A 17,331-nucleotide genomic window follows, 5' to 3' on the forward strand; every position below is an offset into this window, starting at 1 on the left:
CGTCAGCCTGCCTTGTCGCCTGTTTGGCCGCCCGGCTGGCCATCTGTATCGGCCAGCACCTGTGCCGCCAGCGCCCGTGTGATGCGGGTCTTTTGTTCCAGTGCCGCCCGGTCAAGCTTATCGACAATTTGAATCGCAGACAGAAGCGAGCGTTCAATCCGGCTGACCAGATAGGTCACGACATGCGGCTCAACGCTCACCTGACGGTCAGCAAACAGCTTATGAATGACGCCTGACAGCAGCAAATCGTCCGGCTCGGCGATTTCCACCACGGTCGCCGCTTTCAGCCGCGATGCGAGGTCGGGCAGCTTCACGTTCCAGTTTGCGGGCCACAGGCGCGACGTCATCAAAAGTGACGGCCCGAAGCCCTGTGCCGCATGTTGGCGAACGCTGTTGATCAGGTGAAACAGCCCCGTTTCATCGAAGGGCGCGCCGCCAATATCGTCGATCAGCACCGCACGCTCTGCCGCAGCCTGAACAATTTCATCCGTAATGCGTGTTGGATCGACCAGAAGCGCATCTGTGCCCGCACGCCAGATTTCGGCCAGATGCGTTTTGCCCGCGCCGGTAGGCCCGGCCAGAATCGTCACCGGCGACACCCAGTTCGGCCAGCGGTCGATAAGATCGACCGCTGCACGGTTTGAGCCCGTGACGATCAGATCCTCGCGGTGATAACCGGGCTGGTGTTCGAGATTCAGCGGAATCTGACGCGGGGCGTCACGCATCGCTGCCTCCCGCACACCCGTCCAGATTGCGGTTCAGTCTCATTTGTCCTTGCCTGCATTCGGGCCTGCATTCTCGCCTGCCTCGATCAGCGGTCCCGCATCCGGGTCGCGACGACGAAAGGCAGGATCGTACATCGGTGAATTGAGATAGCGATTCAAGGCAAAACGCACAAGCACCCCGACTGCCGCCGCAGCGGGTACCGCGACCAGCATTCCGGTGAAGCCGAACAGTGAACCGAACGCGAACAGAGCGAACATGAGCCACACCGGATGGAGGCCCACCGACGAGCCGACCAGCTTGGGCTGGAGGATGTTTCCTTCCACAAACTGGCCGATGAAGAACACCGCCGCGACGGCGCAGATCATGATCCAGTCAGGCCAGAACTGCACCAGCGCCACACCAATAGCGAGTGCCAGACCGACAAATGAACCGATATAGGGAATGAAGGAGATCAGACCGGCAAAAAAGCCGATCAACAGGCCGAAATTGAGCCCTGTGAGGGTCAGGCCGAGAGCATAATACGTACCCAGAATGAGGCAGAGTGTGCCCTGCCCGCGAATGAAGCCTGCAACCGCTGCATTCATTTCGCGCGCGATCTGGCGCACCGTGTGAAGCTGCGCGCGCGGCACCCAAGAATCGATGCGGTTGACCATGCGGTCCCAGTCGAGAAGCATGTAAAAGGCGACCACCGGCGTGACCACGAAAAGCCCTACAATATCGATCAACGATTTCCCCGAATTCCACAGGGACTGGAGCAGCGTAGTCATGAAACCAGCACCCTGCTGAAGCAGCGCGCTGAGATTTTGCTGAATGACCGAACTGTCGATACCGATATATTTCTTCAGCCATTGTGAATTTTCATTGGCGAGCAACGACTGCAACTGGGTGATATAGCCCGGCACCTTGGAAATGAAATCAGCAAGCTGGGTAGCCAGAATTGGCACGATGATCATCAGGCCAACGACAAGTGCAATCAGGAAAACCAGCAGGATGACGACGGTTGCCGTCATACGGGACAGGCCGAAGCGCTGAAGTCGGTCAGCCACCGGGTCGAGGAAGTAAGCCAGCGCCATGCCCGCCACGAAGGGCAGCAGGACCGAACTAAAAACCACCAGAAACAGCACGAACACGGCCATTGTCGCGACCCAGAACATCGCCTGACGCCGTACCGTCGTGCCCGTGAAGCCGCCAACCTCGACATTGACGTGGATATTGCCGTCTGAGGCGATGGCATCCTTTTGACGAATGACTTTGCTGCCGCTCTCAGCCGAAACAGCGGCGCCAGTTCTGTTCGTACCTGTCTTGGTGCTCGTCTGGCGTGTCGGCGTCGGTTTCTTGACCATATGGTTCCGTTCTCTGCAAAGACCTGCTGGCAAAACAATATCAGAATTGCATTACCGTCACCTTATCGCTGATGCACGGCTCATTCTTTAGATAAGAGTAGACCGGGCTGTGCGAAATGCAAAGCCAGTGCAACAGCCGTCTATATTGACACGGACATGACCGGTCCTGCGAAAAACTGGGCAGATTCCAGCGGAGTTTTGCGCTTTTCCCGCTTCTTGACCTTGCGGGCAAAGCCATCTCGTGTCATTGCGCGCAGGTGGATAGCACCCAGTTTCAGGAGCAGGCCATGACCTCGGAAAACAAGCTCGCCGGCCACAATGGCCTGACCTATGCGCAGGCAGGTGTCGATATCGATGCCGGAAACCTGATGGTTGAAAAGATCAAGCCGCTCGTCCGTTCGACGCGCCGTCCCGGTGCGGATGGCGAAATCGGCGGTTTTGGCGGCCTCTTCGATCTGAAAGCGGCTGGCTTCAAAGATCCGGTTCTGGTTGCCGCCAATGATGGCGTGGGCACCAAGCTGAAGATCGCCATCGACGCCGACAAGCACGACACAGTGGGCATCGACCTCGTCGCCATGTGCGTGAACGATCTGGTCGTACAAGGCGCAGAGCCGCTCTTCTTCCTCGATTATTATGCAACCGGCAAGCTGTCGCCTGATCAGGGCGTCGACATCGTTGCAGGCATTGCCGAAGGCTGCCGTCAGGCAGGCTCTGCGCTGATCGGCGGCGAAACCGCTGAAATGCCGGGCATGTATCGCGATGGCGATTATGATCTGGCCGGTTTCGCCGTGGGTGCGGCAGAGCGCGACCGGCTATTGCCGCGCGGCGATATTGCCGAAGGCGATATCATTCTCGGCCTCGCCTCTTCCGGCGTTCATTCCAATGGCTTCTCGCTGGTGCGCCGCATTGTTGAACTGTCCAGCCTTGGCTGGAAGTCCGATGCGCCATTCCAGCCGGGTTCGACGCTGGGCGAAGCGCTTCTCACTCCGACCCGCATCTATGTGAAGCCGCTGCTTGCAGCCATCCGCGCTTCCGATGGCATCAAGGCGCTGGCGCATATCACCGGCGGCGGTTTCCCCGACAATATTCCGCGCGTTCTGCCGGAAGGTCTGGCTGCCGAAGTCAATCTGACGGCAATTGCCGTACCGCCGGTCTTCTCCTGGCTTGCCAAAACTGGCGGCGTGGAGCCTGTCGAAATGCTGCGCACCTTCAATTGCGGCATCGGCATGATCGCCGTCGTCACGCCTGAAAAGGTTGACGAAGTGGTCGCGGCCCTCGTCGCTGAAGGCGAACAGGTCGTCACGCTCGGTCGCATGATCGCACGCGAAAAGGACGGCGTCGTCTACAAGGGCACGCTGGCGCTATGAGCCGTAAACGGGTCGTCATCTTCATCTCCGGCAGCGGCTCCAATATGGAGGCGCTGATCCGGGCTGCACAGACACCCGATTTTCCGGCGGAAATCGTCGCGGTCTTTTCCGACAAGGCAGACGCAGGCGGCCTTGCCAAGGCGCAAGCCGCTGGCATTGCCACCCAGGTTTTCAAACGCAAGGATTTTGCATCGAAGGACGAGCATGAAGATGCCATCCTCGCCGCATTGGCCGCATTGAAGCCCAACCTTCTCTGCCTCGCTGGCTATATGCGGCTTCTATCCGGGCGTTTTATCGCGCCTTATGAAGGACGTATCCTCAACATCCATCCTTCCCTGTTGCCGCTGTTCCCCGGCTTGCACACGCATCAGCGTGCCATCGACGCCGGTGTGAAGCTTGCGGGCTGCACCGTGCATCTTGTCACGGAAGGCATGGATGAAGGCCCCATTCTGGCCCAGGCCGCCGTGCCTGTCATCGAAGGCGACACCGCCGACACGCTGGCCGCACGCGTTTTGAAAGCTGAACACCGGATCTATCCGCTCGTTCTGCGGCAATTTGCAAACGGCAGGAAGGATGTCGATGCGTCTCTTCCCGATGCCAGGCCCGACGCCATGATTGTGAGCGCCTGACGGCGCTTATGCGCGACAAATTCATCACACCCCAAGTTTTTTGTTAATAAAACTTTAATTTCCCGCAAAAAGCTCTAATTCTCGATTGTAACGGAACTTGCTTCGGCAATCCCCGTTATTGAGACGAGCCCATTCAGACCCGTCTCTTTCAATATGTGTTCAAGAAGAGGACAAGATCATGTCTCTCCGTTTTTCGACTTCCTTCCTGTCCGCAATCGCCGTCATTTCCGGCATTGCTGTCACCGCTCCCGCCATCGCGGCAGACTTCGTAGCTCCTCCCGCTTCGGGTCGCACGCAGCCGCGTTCGGAAGTCGGCACTCTGACCTGCGACATTTCCCCGGCCATCGGTGTGATCATCGGCAGCCAGCAGGATGTTGATTGTGTGTTCCGCCCTGTGCGCGGTCGTGGTCCTTTGGAACACTACACCGGCACCATCACCAAGCTCGGCGTTGACGTCGGCTTCATCAATGGCGGCACCGTTGCTTGGGCCGTCTGGGCTCCGACCGTTCGTCCGGAAGGCGCGCTCAAGGGTCGTTATGTCGGCGCTTCGGCCAACGCAGCCATCGGTATCGGCTTCGGCACGAACATCCTGACTGGCGGTTCGTGGAAGACAATTTCGCTGCAGCCGATTTCGGTTCAGGGCCAGCGCGGCCTCAATGCAGCAGTCGGCGTTTCCCGCCTGCGCCTGAACTACGCCGGTTAATCGTTAGCCTGCTTTATGAAAAAGCCGCGCCGAAGAAATTCGGCGCGGCTTTGTAATTGGACTTTGGTGACCTTTAACATGATCCGGTCACCACGCTTCCCCCTCATCCAGAGCTTGTCGAAGGACGAAGACAAGCGCTGTGCGTTTTCCCTCGCCCTTCAAGACGCCGTTTTCAACGGCTCCTCAGGATGAGGGAAAAGATTGAGCAGCAGCTTAGACCATTGCTCCTCAGCCCAGTTTTCTGATCCAGATTTTGGTGTCATGCACGGCCAGACCGCCATAGGGAGCGGCGGGCTCGGCACCGATCAGCGTATTGATCCCCTCACCGCGCTCGAACGACGCATTGGGGAAAATACCTTCCGACACCACCACGCCGCGTTTTTGACCAGCGCGTAGCACGGCATGTAACACCACTTCGCCGCGATGATTGCCGATCTCGATCCGCTCGCCATCGGCAATGCCCAATTCCGCAGCATCATCCGGATGGATCAGCAGTTCAGGCCGGATTTCCTTGGCAAGCGAAGTTGGCGTTTCAGCAAAGGTCGAGTTCAGAAAATTATGCGCCGGTGATGTCGCAAGCCGGTAGGGATGCTCGGCATCTGCCATTTCGATCACTTCCCAGTAATCCGGGAATTCCGGGATCGACTCGAACGGACCTTGCAGGCCCATGACTTCCGGCGGGCGGTCCGGTGCGGGGCTTCCTGTCCAATCGGGGCGGAATCGGAACTTGCCATCGGGCCATTTGAAGCCCTTGATGTAATGCGCTTCCTCAAAAGGCGGCTGCTTGTCGATGAAGCGTCGCTCTTTCAGTTCGTCGAAATGCGGCAAATCACTATTGGCGTTCATATTGTCGATCAGCGTGCGCTCATCGACAGAAAAGCCCGGAAGATGACCAACGCCCAGCCGGTTGGCCAGTTCGTTGATGACGAAAATATTCGGTCGCGCCTCGGCATAAGGTTCGATCAGCTTTGGCCCGAGCACGACGTGCTGCTGGCCGCCGCCGCGATAAATATCGTCGTGTTCGAGGAATGTGGTGGCAGGCAGCACGACATCGGCCATCTTGGCCGTGTCGGTCATGAACTGCTCGTGCACCGTGACAAACAGGTCCTCGCGCGCAAAACCTTTGCGGACGAGACGTTGTTCAGGCGTCACATTCATCGGATTGGTGTTCTGGATCAGCATAGCCATGACGGGCGGGCCGTCATAAAGCGCTTCACGGTCACCCGTGAGGATGCGTCCGATCTTCGACTGGTCGAGGAAGCGGATGGTCTTGTCCTGCATCGCCCGACCTTCAATCTCGCGCTTGTCGAATTTGAAGATGTTGGCGTTCGAGTGAAACGCGCCGCCGCCTTCATGAAGAAAAGCGCCAGTCACGCAGGCAATCGACGCCGCGGCATGCATGTTCACTGCGCCATTGCGCTGCCGGGTGAAGCCATAGCCGAGGCGGAAATAGGTCCGCTTGGTCTTGCCGACCAGATGCGCAAAGGCTTCGATTTCCTCAACCGTCAGCCCTGTGATCGCCGACGCCCATTCCGGCGTGCGGGAGCCCAGATGCGCCTCCAACCCCTTCGGGTCGTCGGTATAGCGTTCCAGATAATTCCAGTCCGCAAGACCGTCGCGAAACAGCACATGCATCACCGCACAGGCGAAAGCGCCATCGGTGCCGGGCTTGAGCACGATGCCCATATCGGCCTGCCGCACGGTCGCATTGGCATAGATGTCGATGACGACGATCTTCGCACCGCGCTCTTTACGCGCACGCACGGCGTGGGTCATGACATTGACCTGCGTAGCGGCGGCATTGGTGCCCCAGATCACCACCACATCGGCCTTGCTCATCTCACGCGGGTCGGGGCCGATCAGGCTTCCTGTTCCGGCGAAATAGCCCGTCCAGGCCATATTGGTGCAGAAACTGTCGAACTGATTGGAGTAGCGCTTGGCAAAGCGAAGACGATTGATGGAATCGCGCTGAACAAGCCCCATCGTGCCCGCATAATAATAAGGCCAGACGCTTTCACTGCCATATTCGGCTTCGGCTTTCAAAAACCGTTCGGCTATCAGATCCAGTGCGGCTTCCCAGGAAGCCTGTTTCCATTCGCCAGCGCCCTTAGCGCCAGAGCGCACCAGCGGGTGCTTCAGACGGTCTGGGTGATGAACGCGCTCGGCATAGCGCGCGACCTTGGCGCAGATCACGCCAGCCGTATAGCTATTGTCCTTGGCGCCGCGCACACGACCGATGGTACGCTCGTCCAGAAGCTCGATATCGAGCGCACAGGTGGACGGGCAGTCATGCGGGCAAGCCGAATGGCCGATCTTGATATTGGATTTGGAAACTTGCTCGTTCATATTTCTTTATTACCGCAAGCGCTCACACGGCGAAATATGTTTTCGACGCAGAATCGTTAAGACAGGCGAAGCGTGATGGCACCCAGAACGATGAGCGCCGCTGCGGCAAAACGCGGTAGCCCCACTTTTTCCTTCAGCACGACCGCAGAAATGATCATGCCGAAAAGAATGGCAGTTTCGCGCAAGGCGGCCACCACGGCAATCGGCGCCATGGTCATCGCCCAGAGCGCCAGCCCGTAGGAGCCGAGTGTCCCGACACCGCCGATCAACGCCGGACGCCAGCGATTGCGCATATAGCTGATGAACCGGTCCGGTTCGCGATAGAGCGCCCAACCGGCAAGCGGCACAGCATTGATGACAAACAACCACAATGTATAGGAAAGCGGTGCACCGGACGCCCGAACGCCAAGACCATCGATGATGGTGTAACCGGCAATAAAACCGGCATTGGTCAACGCCAGAATGGCCGTGCGGCTGGAGGTGCCGCGATTGCGCCGCCTTGCTTCCAGCGCCATGGCCAGCACGCCCGAGCAAATGAACACAATGCCGAGCCAGCTCTTCCAGCCCATAACTTCGCCCACCAGCGGCGCACTGACCAGCGCGACGAGCAAGGGCGGCGTGCCGCGCATGATCGGGTAGGCCTCGCTCATATCGCCGGATTTGTAAGCCGCCGCCACCAGTGACATATAGAAAGTCTGGGTGACGGTGGACATCAGGATATAGACCCAACTCACCGAGTTCGGCATCGGCAGAAATGGCACGATGAACAGAGCGATGAAACCGGCAGCGCCGGTTACGCTGGCGGCTGCGAAAAACTTGTCGCCGCTGCTTTTGACGATAGCATTCCAACTCGCGTGAAGAAACGCGCCAAAGAGGACGATCAGAAGGACGCCACCGGACATTGCAAGCTCGACTCAGGTGAAGATGCGGTTGGTGACCGCTGTATGTCACATTTATGACAGCCAAGGCGAATCGGAAATTCGCATCGCTCTTGCCGAAAACCACAAGCCGTGAAACAAGCGCGATCATGAACTATCGTCACGCCTATCACGCCGGAAATTTTGCGGATGTCGTCAAGCACGTCATCCTCGCCCGTATCATCGATTATCTGAAGCGCAAGGATCAGGCCTTTCGCGTCATCGATACCCATGCAGGCATCGGGCTTTACGACCTGAAAGGTGTCGAAGCCGGCAAGACGGGTGAGTGGACGGGCGGCATTCACCGCCTTGTCGATGCGGTCGATAAGGGCCAGATCGAACCGGCAGCGCTGGAACTGCTCGCGCCTTATCTCGATGCAGTGCGCGCGGTAAACGCGGACGGCAAGCTCCGCCATTATCCCGGCTCGCCCTATGTGACACGACATCTGTTGCGCAAGCAGGACCGTCTGTCGGCGCTGGAACTGCATCCGCAGGATGCGGCCAAACTGGCCAAGCGTTTCGACGGCGATTATCAGGTGCGCGTCATTGAACTCGACGGCTGGCTGGCAATGGGTGCACATCTGCCGCCCAAGGAAAAGCGTGGCCTCGTGCTGGTCGATCCGCCTTTCGAGTTAGAAGGCGAGTTCGACCGTATGGTGGATGGTCTCGCGAAAGCGCACAAGCGCTTCGGCGGCGGCACTTATGCACTCTGGTATCCCGTAAAGGATCGCAAGGAAACCGAGCGTTTCGCCAAACGGCTTTATGAAACCGGCATCCCGAAAATCATGCAGATCGAGCTGGCGATTCGCGCGCCATCATCCGAACCGCGCCTCGATGGCACCGGCATGATCGTCGTGAATCCGCCCTATACACTCGAAAGTGAGATGCAAACGCTGCTTCCCACCCTTACGAAACTGCTGGCCGAAGAAAAGGGAAGCAATTTCAGTGTTCGGTGGATACGCGGCGAGACGGATCGCACTTGACCGCTGCGGCCTGCTGAAAGAAACTGCGCGAAGCAAAGCTTCGGCTATCACAGACATAAGCGCGCGCTTCGCGTTCGCATTTTGGGACAGGATAGAGACATGCAACTTACCTCGGGCAAACTGGATCGCTTCGGACGCTTTTCGCGAGCCGCCCTCTTCGCCGCCTCCGTCCTGCCGCTAACCTTTGCAGCCCTGCCCGCCAGCGCTGCCGATTACCTTCAGTCCCCCCCAGCCGTGGTCGACAACACCGTCTGCAACCAGCAGAGCGTGCTGCGCTCGGTGGTCTCGCGTTTCGGCTATCAGGTGCGCCATGTGCCCGAACTGCCGCAGGTCGGCATTTCCGCAATGAGCGATGTGCGCCTGACCCGCTTTGAGCCGAAGACAAACCCGGCAGAGATCGAACGCACCTATTGCAAGGCCACCGCCGTATTGAGCGACGGCCAGTATCGTTCGGTCTGGTATCTGATTGAAGAAGGTCAGGGTTTTGCCTCTGTCGGCCGCAACGTGGAATTCTGCGTTGAAGGTTTCGACCGCTGGTATGTCTACGACGCACCAAGCTGCCGCGTCCTCCGCTGACCTGACCGGAGGTCCCATGCTGCGAAGACTGGCGGCTGTCCTGAGCGCTTTGCTTTCGGTTGCCCTGATGGCAACGACAATATTGTCGGGTGCAGCCTTCGCTGACGACCGCGACAGCGGCGATGTGCCCGGCGATTTCGACTTCTATGTGCTGTCGCTTTCGTGGTCGCCGAGCTATTGCGCGTCGGAGGGCCGCCGCGCCAACAAGCAGCAGTGCAACACGCAGCGGCCTTTTGGCTTTGTGGCGCACGGTCTGTGGCCGCAGAATGAATGGGGCTATCCGGCCAATTGCCAGCTCGACAATGATCGCAGCCGCGGCGGCTATGTCCCGCGCCAGATCATTTCCAGCCTTTCAGACATCATGCCTGCTGCCGGATTGATCGGGCATGAATGGCGCAAGCACGGAAGCTGTTCCGGCCTGTCGCAGACCGACTATTTCGGCACGCTTCGCAAAGCCTATGATCAAGTCAATATCCCACCGAGCCTGCGTAGCGTGAGCGGCAATCGCCGGGTTGACCCGATGCTCGTCGAAAACGCCTTCATCACTGCCAATCCGGGCATGAAGGCCAACGGCATTTCCGTCACGTGCCAGCGCAACTATCTTCAGGAAGTGCGCATCTGCATGACGAAGGATCTCCAGTTTCGCGCCTGCCAGGAGGTCAACAACAACTCCTGCCGCAGCCGTTCGGTCATGATGCCGGCAACCCAATAATCTTCATTCTCAGGAATCAAACATGACGCAGATTCTCTATTCACCCGCTTCGCCTTACAGCGCGAAGGTGCGTATGGCCGCGCATTATGCAGGCGTCCCTTTTGAAAGCGTGGTCGTGAACACGTCGGCAGAGCCGGAGAACCTCATCACCGCCAATCCGCTCGGCAAGATTCCAACCCTCGTCACGGATGACGGCAAGGCGGTTTTCGACAGCCGCGCCATCACGCAATATCTGAACCGCGTTTCCGGCAACAAGCTCTTCCCACGCAATGCGGAAAAGCGCACCGATGCCGAGCGTTATGAAGCCATTGCTGATGGTCTGGCTGACGTTCTCCTCGCGCATGTCTACGAACGCCGCATGCGCCCGGAAGAGAAAATCCACCAGCCTTGGCTGGATCTGCAATGGCGCAAGGCAGAGCGCGCGCTCGACCTGCTCAATGAAGCTCCGCCGCGTCTGGCGGGCAAGCTCCATGCGGGCCATATCGCCGTCGCTGCAACGCTTGGCTATCTTGCGCTGCGCTTTGACGGCAAATGGGAGCGCGGACGTCCGAAGCTCAAGCGCTGGGTCAAGCGTTTTCAGGAACTGCATCCGGAACTCACGGCCCTGCTGCCGCAAGGCTGAGTTCACGGCTAAGCTTTCTTGACGAAAACAAAAACGCCCCGGATGGCAGCCGCTATCCGGGGCGCTTGCGTTTTTGGCGATTAGTGGTTGCCGTCCAGGGCCTTCAGGATGCGGTAACCGGCCTTGATCCGTTCTTCATTCGGATAGTTGCGGTTCGCAAGCATCACAATGCCGATCTTCTTAGCCGGCACAAAGGCCACATAGGCACCAAAGCCGCCAGTCGAACCGGTCTTATTGAGCAGCATGTCGTCTGACGGCTGCATTGGCGGATCGAGCTTTTCGATTTTGTGCGATTTCATCGCCATGTCGGATGTGTTGCCGCCAAGCAGCGTTTTCAGGTTCAGCGGATAGGTGTAACGCTCCCAGCCGAGGCTCTGCGTCATGTCACCGACCTTGTAATAGCCGGTATGCGTGGCCGCTACGGCCTTTTGCATCGGCTGATCGAGCGATGCGCTGTCCATATTCAACTGCACAAAACGAATCAAATCCGGTGCGGTGGTTTTGATTCCATAGGCCTGCGCGTCGAAGGCGCCGGGAGACACGCGGATCGGCTTGTTGGCTTTCGAATAGCCATAAGCGTAACTCTTCATCTGGCTTTCAGGCACATGGATAAATGTATGCTTCAGGCCAAATGCCGGAATAAGCTTGTTTTCCATCACCTTGTCGAAGGTCTCACCCATGCTTTGGGCGGCAAGGTAACCAAACAGACCGATACTCGGATTCGAATAACGCCGTTGTGTTCCCGCCGGATAATCCGGCTTCCAGTTCTTGAAATAGTCGATCATCGTCTGGTGATCGGTGACGCTATCTGGAAACTGCAAGGGCAAACCGCCCGCCGTATAAGTACCAAGATCGAGCATCGAGACCTTGTCGAAGCTGCTGCTTGCCAGTTCAGGAGCGTATTTCGTCGCCACGTCGCCCAGTTTGAACGCGCCTTCCGCAAGCCCCAATCCGCCAAGCGTGGCGGTAAAGGTCTTGGAGACGGAACCGATCTCGAAGATCGTGTCTTCGGTCACCTTCTGTCCACGTTCTTTAGAGGCGACGCCATAGCTGAAAAAGTGGGTCTCGCCGCCAGCGGTAACCGCTACGGCCATGCCGGGGATCTTGTGCTCAGCCATGACAGGCTTGATCGTTTCATCGACCAGATGCCTGATTTCTTTCTCGCTCAATGCGCCTGCAGCCTGGGCAGATACACTGGACAACAGGCTGGCGATAGTGACCATACTCAAAGCAGGAACGGTAATTTTTCTCATGACTTATACGCAATCCTCATCGTGAATCGATTTTTCCACTGCTCTGGGGGCATGCGGTGGAAATCATTGTTTTCTCATGTGAAATAACGCGCGTTAGCCCTGATGCGGGTGAACTGAAATCAAAACCCGTCTATCCGGCACTCTCGATATAAGCGAGCTATACGTCCGAAACAAACGACGTTATCTTGGCTCTGGCATTAGGAAAATTTGGGTATAGCGATGGTACGGCCTCATCTCCCGCTCAATGCACTGCGCGCCTTCGAAGCTTCCGCTCGCCATCTGAGTTTCACCAAGGCGGCAATCGAATTGTGTGTGACACAGGCCGCCGTCAGCCATCAGGTGAAAAGCCTCGAGCACCGCCTCAATGTCACCCTGTTCGAGCGCCTGCCGCGTGGATTGTTGCTGACCCATGAAGGGGAAACGCTGCTGCCCACTTTGCGCGAGGCCTTTGACAATATCGCCGGGACACTGGAACGTTTCGAGGGCGGACATTACCGCGAGGTTCTGCGCGTCGGCGTCGTCGGAACGCTTGCAGTCGGCTGGCTCATCCCTCGCCTGCGCGATTTTCAGACCACGCATCCATTCATCGACTTGCGGCTTTCAACCAACAATAATCGCGTCGACATCGCGGCTGAAGGACTGGATTTTGCGATTCGCTTTGGGTCTGGCGCCTGGCATGGCGTTGATGCAACCCGGCTGCTGGAAGCGCCGCTTTCGCCCTTGTGCATTTCAGACATAGCAAACCAGCTGAAAACACCGTCGGATCTGACACGACAAACGCTGCTCAGATCTTACCGGACTGATGAATGGTCGCAATGGTTTGCTGCTGCCGGCGTCACTGGAGACATGCCGCTGCCGAAAAGCATCATGTTCGATTCATCGCTGGCTATGATGGAAGCCGCGATACAGGGCGCGGGCGTAGCACTTGCACCGCCGTCAATGTTTACCCGGCAGCTTCATGCTGAAACAATCGTTCAGCCCTTCCAGCAGACAGTGACGATGGGCAGCTATTGGCTGGCGAGGCTTCAATCTCGCCCGGAAACAAACGCCATGGCCTCCTTCCGCAAATGGCTGGTCGATACAGCACAGCAGGAAGGTTATTGACCGGACGAGTTTTCGGCAAAGAGCACTTTAGACAACAAAAAACCGGGCAGTTGCCTGCCCGGTTTTCCGTGTTCAATTATCAGATAATTAGAACTTGTAGCCAACGCCGACGCGGATGTCGTGGGTGTCGAGCTTGTTGCTGACGGAAGCGCCGCCAAGGTCGTAGTCCTTGTTACCGAACTGGGTGTAGCGGTATTCGACGCGGCCCAGGATGTTTTCGGTCAGCTTGGCTTCCATACCGGCACCAGCAGTCCAACCAACGCGGAACTTGCTTTCGTCGTCGCCATTGCCGCTGAGCTTAACCTGCGAACCAGCAACACCACCGGTGATGTATGGCATGATCGGGTTCAGGTCGTAGCCGAGACGTGCACGCAGCGAGCCTTCGAAGCCCTGCTTGACTTCCAGACCGTCCTTGGACTTCTTGGCCCAAGAGTAACCGGCGTCACCTTCAACACCGTACACGAACTGGTCCTGCTGGAAGTTCCAGCCAGCGTATGCGCCAGCCTTCCAGTCGTCAGGCTTTACGGTGCCAACAGCGTCGGTCTTGGCCTTGTTCCAGCCGTAGCCGAGGTACAGACCGGTGTAGCCGCCAGCCCAGGTGTTCTGAGGAGCCATTTCGACCGGAGCCGGAACAGGAGGCTGTTCCTGAATGGCGTCAGCAGCAAAGGCAGTCGCAGAGAACGGCAGCAGCGCAGCCGAGGCGATTACGAGAGACTTAAGAGTGCGCATAGCATTCTCCTTACACAAATTACGTTTGACACGGTCCCTTATCGGGCGGGCAGCGTTTTGGGAGTGAACTGCCCATGCCGTGCTGATGGGAGGAGGTATCGTCGGTAATTGCGGCACGAAATGCCCGCTTCTGTGAAGAAAACCCGACGAGAAAATGGCAAAAATGCGATGTTGCATTCTCGCAACGCCAACCTTTTGTGACTATATGAGCAGGTGCGGATTGTTGCGGGGCAATCAACTCACCTCCTCGCCACGAGAAGCACCTGAAATTGCTACTATTTTGTCAGCAGCCGACCCGCTTGGCGCTATTAATGGATGCAATTTCATGAGCAAAATGGCATGAAAATCACGAGAGAATCTCGATAAGAAAGTGTTTACCGTGTTGAACGATCAGGAAGTCAGCCAGCTTGCAAAATGTCCGGTTCTTGTGACGGGCGGCGCGCGGCGCATCGGAAAGGCGATTGTCGAAGACCTCGCTGCCCATGGCTTTCCTGTTGCGATCCACTGCAATCGGTCGGTTGACGAAGGACAGGCTTTGGCCGACGCCATTCTTGCGCGCGGCGGCAACGCCTGTGTCGTTCAGGCTGATCTGGCATCCGAACAGGATGTGCGAGGTCTTATTGCGAAAGCCGCGCGCCAGCTTGGGCCGATCCGCCTGCTCGTCAACAATGCGTCCTTGTTTGAGGATGACCGGGTTGGTGATCTCGACATGGGGTTGTGGGACAGGCATTTCGCGATTCATCTCAAAGCGCCGGTCATTCTTTCGGAAGCGATGGCCAAGGCCTTACCGGAAACAACCGATGGGTTGATCGTCAATGTAATCGACCAGCGCGTCTGGAAGCTCAATCCGAACTTCTTCTCTTATACGCTGTCCAAGACAGCGCTCTGGAATGCGACCCGCACGCTTGCGCAGGCACTGGCGCCGCGCATTCGTGTGAATGCGATTGCACCGGGGCCGACCTTGCCAAGCGAACGGCAGCGTCCGGGTGATTTTGAACGGCAAGTCAGCAAGGTGGCCTTGCAGCGTGCACCAGAATTGCCGGAATTTGGTCGTACAGTGCGTTACTTCTGGGAGAATCGTTCCATTACCGGCCAGATGATTGCGCTCGATGGCGGGCAGCATCTGGCATGGGAAACCCCCGACATCGCAGGAATCACGGAATGAGCGGTAATCGCAAAAACCATGACGATACCAGTGCGAACTTGCCGTCCGACGACGAGCAGGACGTGGCCGGTATTATCATTGGCGATGCGGAAGCCGATGATGATGAAGACAGCGACGACACGGGTTCCGAAATTGTTGCTGCGCCTTCCATGGCCGACCAGATCCAGTGGGATTCGTCGGACGGGCTGCCGGATACGGCAGGTCTTAGCGGTCAGGATATCATCAACGCCTTCGTCAAACGCTTGCCGAACAATCCCGGCGTCTATCGCATGTTCAACAGCGATGGCGACGTTCTTTATGTCGGCAAGGCGCGGAACCTCAAAAAGCGCGTTTCCAATTATGCACGCGGCATAGCCCATTCGAATCGCATCGTGCGGATGATCCGCGAGACGGCGATGATGGAATTCGTCGTGACGCGAACGGAAACCGAAGCGCTGCTGCTCGAAGCGAATCTGATCAAAAGATTGCGCCCGCGCTTCAACGTGCTGATGCGCGACGACAAGTCGTTTCCCTATATTCTTTTGACCGGCGACCACCGCGCGCCCGGCATTTTCAAGCATCGCGGTGCACGCTCGCGCAAGGGCGATTATTTCGGCCCCTTCGCCTCGGCGGGCGCTGTGGGGCGCACGATCAACGCGCTGCAACGCGCCTTCCTGCTGCGCACCTGTACGGATTCGGTGTTCGAAAGCCGCACCCGCCCCTGTCTGCTGTTTCAGATCAAGCGCTGCTCCGGTCCCTGCACGCACGAAATCAGCGATGCGGATTATGGAGAGCTGGTCTCCGAGGCCAAGGCATTCCTATCCGGCAAGAGCCAATCGGTGAAAGACCATCTGGCCACCGCCATGCAGGCGGCGTCTGCCGATCTCGATTTCGAACATGCCGCAGTTTATCGCGACCGTCTGGCAGCACTTTCGCATGTCCAGTCGCATCAAGGCATCAATCCGCAGACAGTCGAAGAAGCCGATGTTTTCGCCATCCATCAGGAAGGCGGCATGACCTGTATTCAGGTCTTCTTCTTCCGCACCGGCCAGAACTGGGGCAACCGCGCTTATTATCCGAAGGCCGACAGCTCGCTTGGACCGGCGGAAGTTTTGGGCGCCTTCCTGTCGCAGTTCTACGACGACAAGCCCTGCCCGCGCCTTGTGCTTTTGTCCGAGGCCGTGGAAGAGCAGACGCTCATCGCCGAGGCGCTTTCCACCCGCGCCGGTCATAAGGTGCAGGTCAATGTGCCCCAGCGTGGCGAGAAAAAGGATCTCGTCGATCACGCATTGACCAATGCGCGTGAAGCACTGGGCCGCAGGCTTGCCGAAACCTCATCGCAGGCGCGTCTGTTGCAAGGCATGGCGGAAACATTCGGTCTTGCACGCACGCCGCGCCGCATCGAGGTCTACGATAACTCGCATATTATGGGCACGAACGCTGTCGGCGGCATGATCGTCGCCGGACCGGAAGGCTTCGTCAAAAACCAGTATCGCAAGTTCAATATCCGCTCGACCGATATCACGCCGGGCGACGATTTTGGCATGATGCGCGAAGTGATCGAGCGTCGCTTCTCAAGACTGGTGAAGGAGCACGGCGCACCGGATGAAGCGTCCGATCCGGAAAACCTTGAAACCTCTGAAGCGCCTGAAGTGAATGACAGTTTCCCGGCCTGGCCCGATGTGATTCTCATTGATGGTGGACAGGGGCAAGTGGGGGCTGTGCGTCAGATTCTCAATGAAATGGGTATCGCCAATCTCGTCAATGCAATCGGCATCGCTAAGGGCGTGGACCGTGAAGCGGGACGCGAGCGGTTTTTCGTGGATGGCAAGCAGCCTTTCACCCTGCCCCCGCGCGATCCTGTTCTTTATTTCATCCAGCGGATGCGCGATGAAGCGCACCGCTTTGCCATCGGCACGCACCGCGCGCGGCGCAAGAGGGAGATGGTCAAGAACCCACTCGATGAAATTGCGGGAATCGGTCCGTCGCGCAAACGCGCTTTGCTCCATCATTTCGGCACGGCAAAAGCGGTTTCGCGTGCAGCTATGGAGGACCTGATGCAGATCGACGGCATATCGGAGGCAATGGCACGTACCATTCACGATCATTTTCGTGACCGGTGACGCAATTTTGATGCGCTTTTGCGCACCAGCGTCATAAGGTCCGAGCAGAACACC

The 17,331-nt window shown here is 57.8% G+C and carries 16 protein-coding genes; 10 read left to right on the plus strand and 6 right to left on the minus strand.

What is annotated here, in order from left to right; translation table 11 throughout:
• Window positions 1-2 precede the first annotated feature (2 nt).
• Window positions 3-725: a DnaA regulatory inactivator HdaA gene (gene hdaA, locus ACTJKP_RS09065; protein WP_440630393.1), complete on the minus strand. Its 723-nt coding sequence runs from the start codon at window positions 723-725 to the stop codon at window positions 3-5.
• Window positions 726-764: 39 nt separating this feature from the next.
• A complete protein-coding gene (locus ACTJKP_RS09070) occupies window positions 765-2,069 on the minus strand; it encodes an AI-2E family transporter (RefSeq protein WP_440630394.1) in 1,305 nt (434 codons plus the stop codon).
• Window positions 2,070-2,356: 287 nt separating this feature from the next.
• Here ACTJKP_RS09070 and purM point away from each other — a divergent pair, with 287 nt between their 5' ends.
• The 3 genes from purM to ACTJKP_RS09085 all read left to right on the plus strand — a co-directional run bounded on the left by purM (window position 2,357) and on the right by ACTJKP_RS09085 (window position 4,768).
• Window positions 2,357-3,436 carry a phosphoribosylformylglycinamidine cyclo-ligase gene (gene purM, locus ACTJKP_RS09075; RefSeq protein WP_440630395.1) on the plus strand — a complete coding sequence of 360 codons (1,080 nt, stop codon included), beginning with the start codon at window positions 2,357-2,359 and terminating at the stop codon, window positions 3,434-3,436.
• Window positions 3,433-4,065, plus strand: a complete 633-nt coding sequence (gene purN, locus ACTJKP_RS09080; protein WP_440630396.1) for a phosphoribosylglycinamide formyltransferase — start codon at window positions 3,433-3,435, stop codon at window positions 4,063-4,065. The genes purM and purN overlap by 4 nt, the downstream gene beginning before the upstream one ends.
• 178 nt (window positions 4,066-4,243) lie before the next feature.
• Complete coding sequence (locus ACTJKP_RS09085; RefSeq protein ID WP_440630397.1) at window positions 4,244-4,768, plus strand: DUF992 domain-containing protein; 525 nt, start codon at window positions 4,244-4,246, stop codon at window positions 4,766-4,768.
• A gap of 228 nt (window positions 4,769-4,996) precedes the next feature.
• Here the strand turns inward: ACTJKP_RS09085 and ACTJKP_RS09090 are convergent, their stop codons facing one another.
• Both ACTJKP_RS09090 and ACTJKP_RS09095 read right to left on the minus strand, forming a co-directional pair.
• On the minus strand, window positions 4,997-7,114 hold the full coding sequence (locus ACTJKP_RS09090) for a molybdopterin oxidoreductase family protein (RefSeq protein WP_440630398.1): 2,118 nt from the start codon (window positions 7,112-7,114) through the stop codon (window positions 4,997-4,999).
• Window positions 7,115-7,170: 56 nt separating this feature from the next.
• On the minus strand, window positions 7,171-8,016 hold the full coding sequence (locus ACTJKP_RS09095) for a DMT family transporter (RefSeq protein WP_078340754.1): 846 nt from the start codon (window positions 8,014-8,016) through the stop codon (window positions 7,171-7,173).
• Window positions 8,017-8,141: 125 nt separating this feature from the next.
• Here ACTJKP_RS09095 and ACTJKP_RS09100 point away from each other — a divergent pair, with 125 nt between their 5' ends.
• From ACTJKP_RS09100 to ACTJKP_RS09115, 4 genes are all read left to right on the plus strand, one after another.
• On the plus strand, window positions 8,142-9,014 hold the full coding sequence (locus tag ACTJKP_RS09100; protein ID WP_440630493.1) for a 23S rRNA (adenine(2030)-N(6))-methyltransferase RlmJ: 873 nt from the start codon (window positions 8,142-8,144) through the stop codon (window positions 9,012-9,014).
• 99 nt (window positions 9,015-9,113) lie between these two features.
• Window positions 9,114-9,590: a phage portal protein gene (locus tag ACTJKP_RS09105; protein ID WP_440630399.1), complete on the plus strand. Its 477-nt coding sequence runs from the start codon at window positions 9,114-9,116 to the stop codon at window positions 9,588-9,590.
• A 16-nt stretch (window positions 9,591-9,606) separates the two neighbouring features.
• Window positions 9,607-10,302: a ribonuclease T2 family protein gene (locus tag ACTJKP_RS09110; protein WP_440630400.1), complete on the plus strand. Its 696-nt coding sequence runs from the start codon at window positions 9,607-9,609 to the stop codon at window positions 10,300-10,302.
• A 22-nt stretch (window positions 10,303-10,324) separates the two neighbouring features.
• Window positions 10,325-10,924, plus strand: coding sequence for a glutathione S-transferase (locus ACTJKP_RS09115; RefSeq protein WP_138785824.1), 600 nt, complete (start codon window positions 10,325-10,327; stop codon window positions 10,922-10,924).
• An 80-nt stretch (window positions 10,925-11,004) separates the two neighbouring features.
• Here ACTJKP_RS09115 and ampC read toward each other — a convergent pair whose 3' ends face one another.
• Entirely contained in the window at window positions 11,005-12,177 is a 1,173-nt protein-coding gene (gene ampC, locus ACTJKP_RS09120) for a class C beta-lactamase (protein WP_440630401.1), read from the minus strand.
• A gap of 219 nt (window positions 12,178-12,396) precedes the next feature.
• On the opposite strand from ampC, the gene ACTJKP_RS09125 reads away from it, so the two are divergent.
• Window positions 12,397-13,281, plus strand: coding sequence for a LysR family transcriptional regulator (locus tag ACTJKP_RS09125; RefSeq protein WP_440630402.1), 885 nt, complete (start codon window positions 12,397-12,399; stop codon window positions 13,279-13,281).
• Window positions 13,282-13,368: 87 nt separating this feature from the next.
• Here the strand turns inward: ACTJKP_RS09125 and omp25 are convergent, their stop codons facing one another.
• Window positions 13,369-14,010 carry an outer membrane protein Omp25 gene (gene omp25 / locus ACTJKP_RS09130; protein WP_078340748.1) on the minus strand — a complete coding sequence of 214 codons (642 nt, stop codon included), beginning with the start codon at window positions 14,008-14,010 and terminating at the stop codon, window positions 13,369-13,371.
• Window positions 14,011-14,389: 379 nt separating this feature from the next.
• On the opposite strand from omp25, the gene ACTJKP_RS09135 reads away from it, so the two are divergent.
• Complete coding sequence (locus tag ACTJKP_RS09135) at window positions 14,390-15,175, plus strand: SDR family oxidoreductase (protein ID WP_440630403.1); 786 nt, start codon at window positions 14,390-14,392, stop codon at window positions 15,173-15,175.
• The gene (gene uvrC / locus ACTJKP_RS09140) at window positions 15,172-17,277 is read left to right on the plus strand and encodes an excinuclease ABC subunit UvrC (protein ID WP_440630404.1); all 2,106 of its coding nucleotides are present in this window, start codon (window positions 15,172-15,174) and stop codon (window positions 17,275-17,277) included. Before ACTJKP_RS09135 ends, uvrC begins: the two co-directional genes overlap by 4 nt.
• Window positions 17,278-17,331: the final 54 nt, after the last annotated feature.

This window comes from Brucella sp. 22210, from assembly GCF_052045675.1.
Classification (GTDB): domain Bacteria; phylum Pseudomonadota; class Alphaproteobacteria; order Rhizobiales; family Rhizobiaceae; genus Brucella.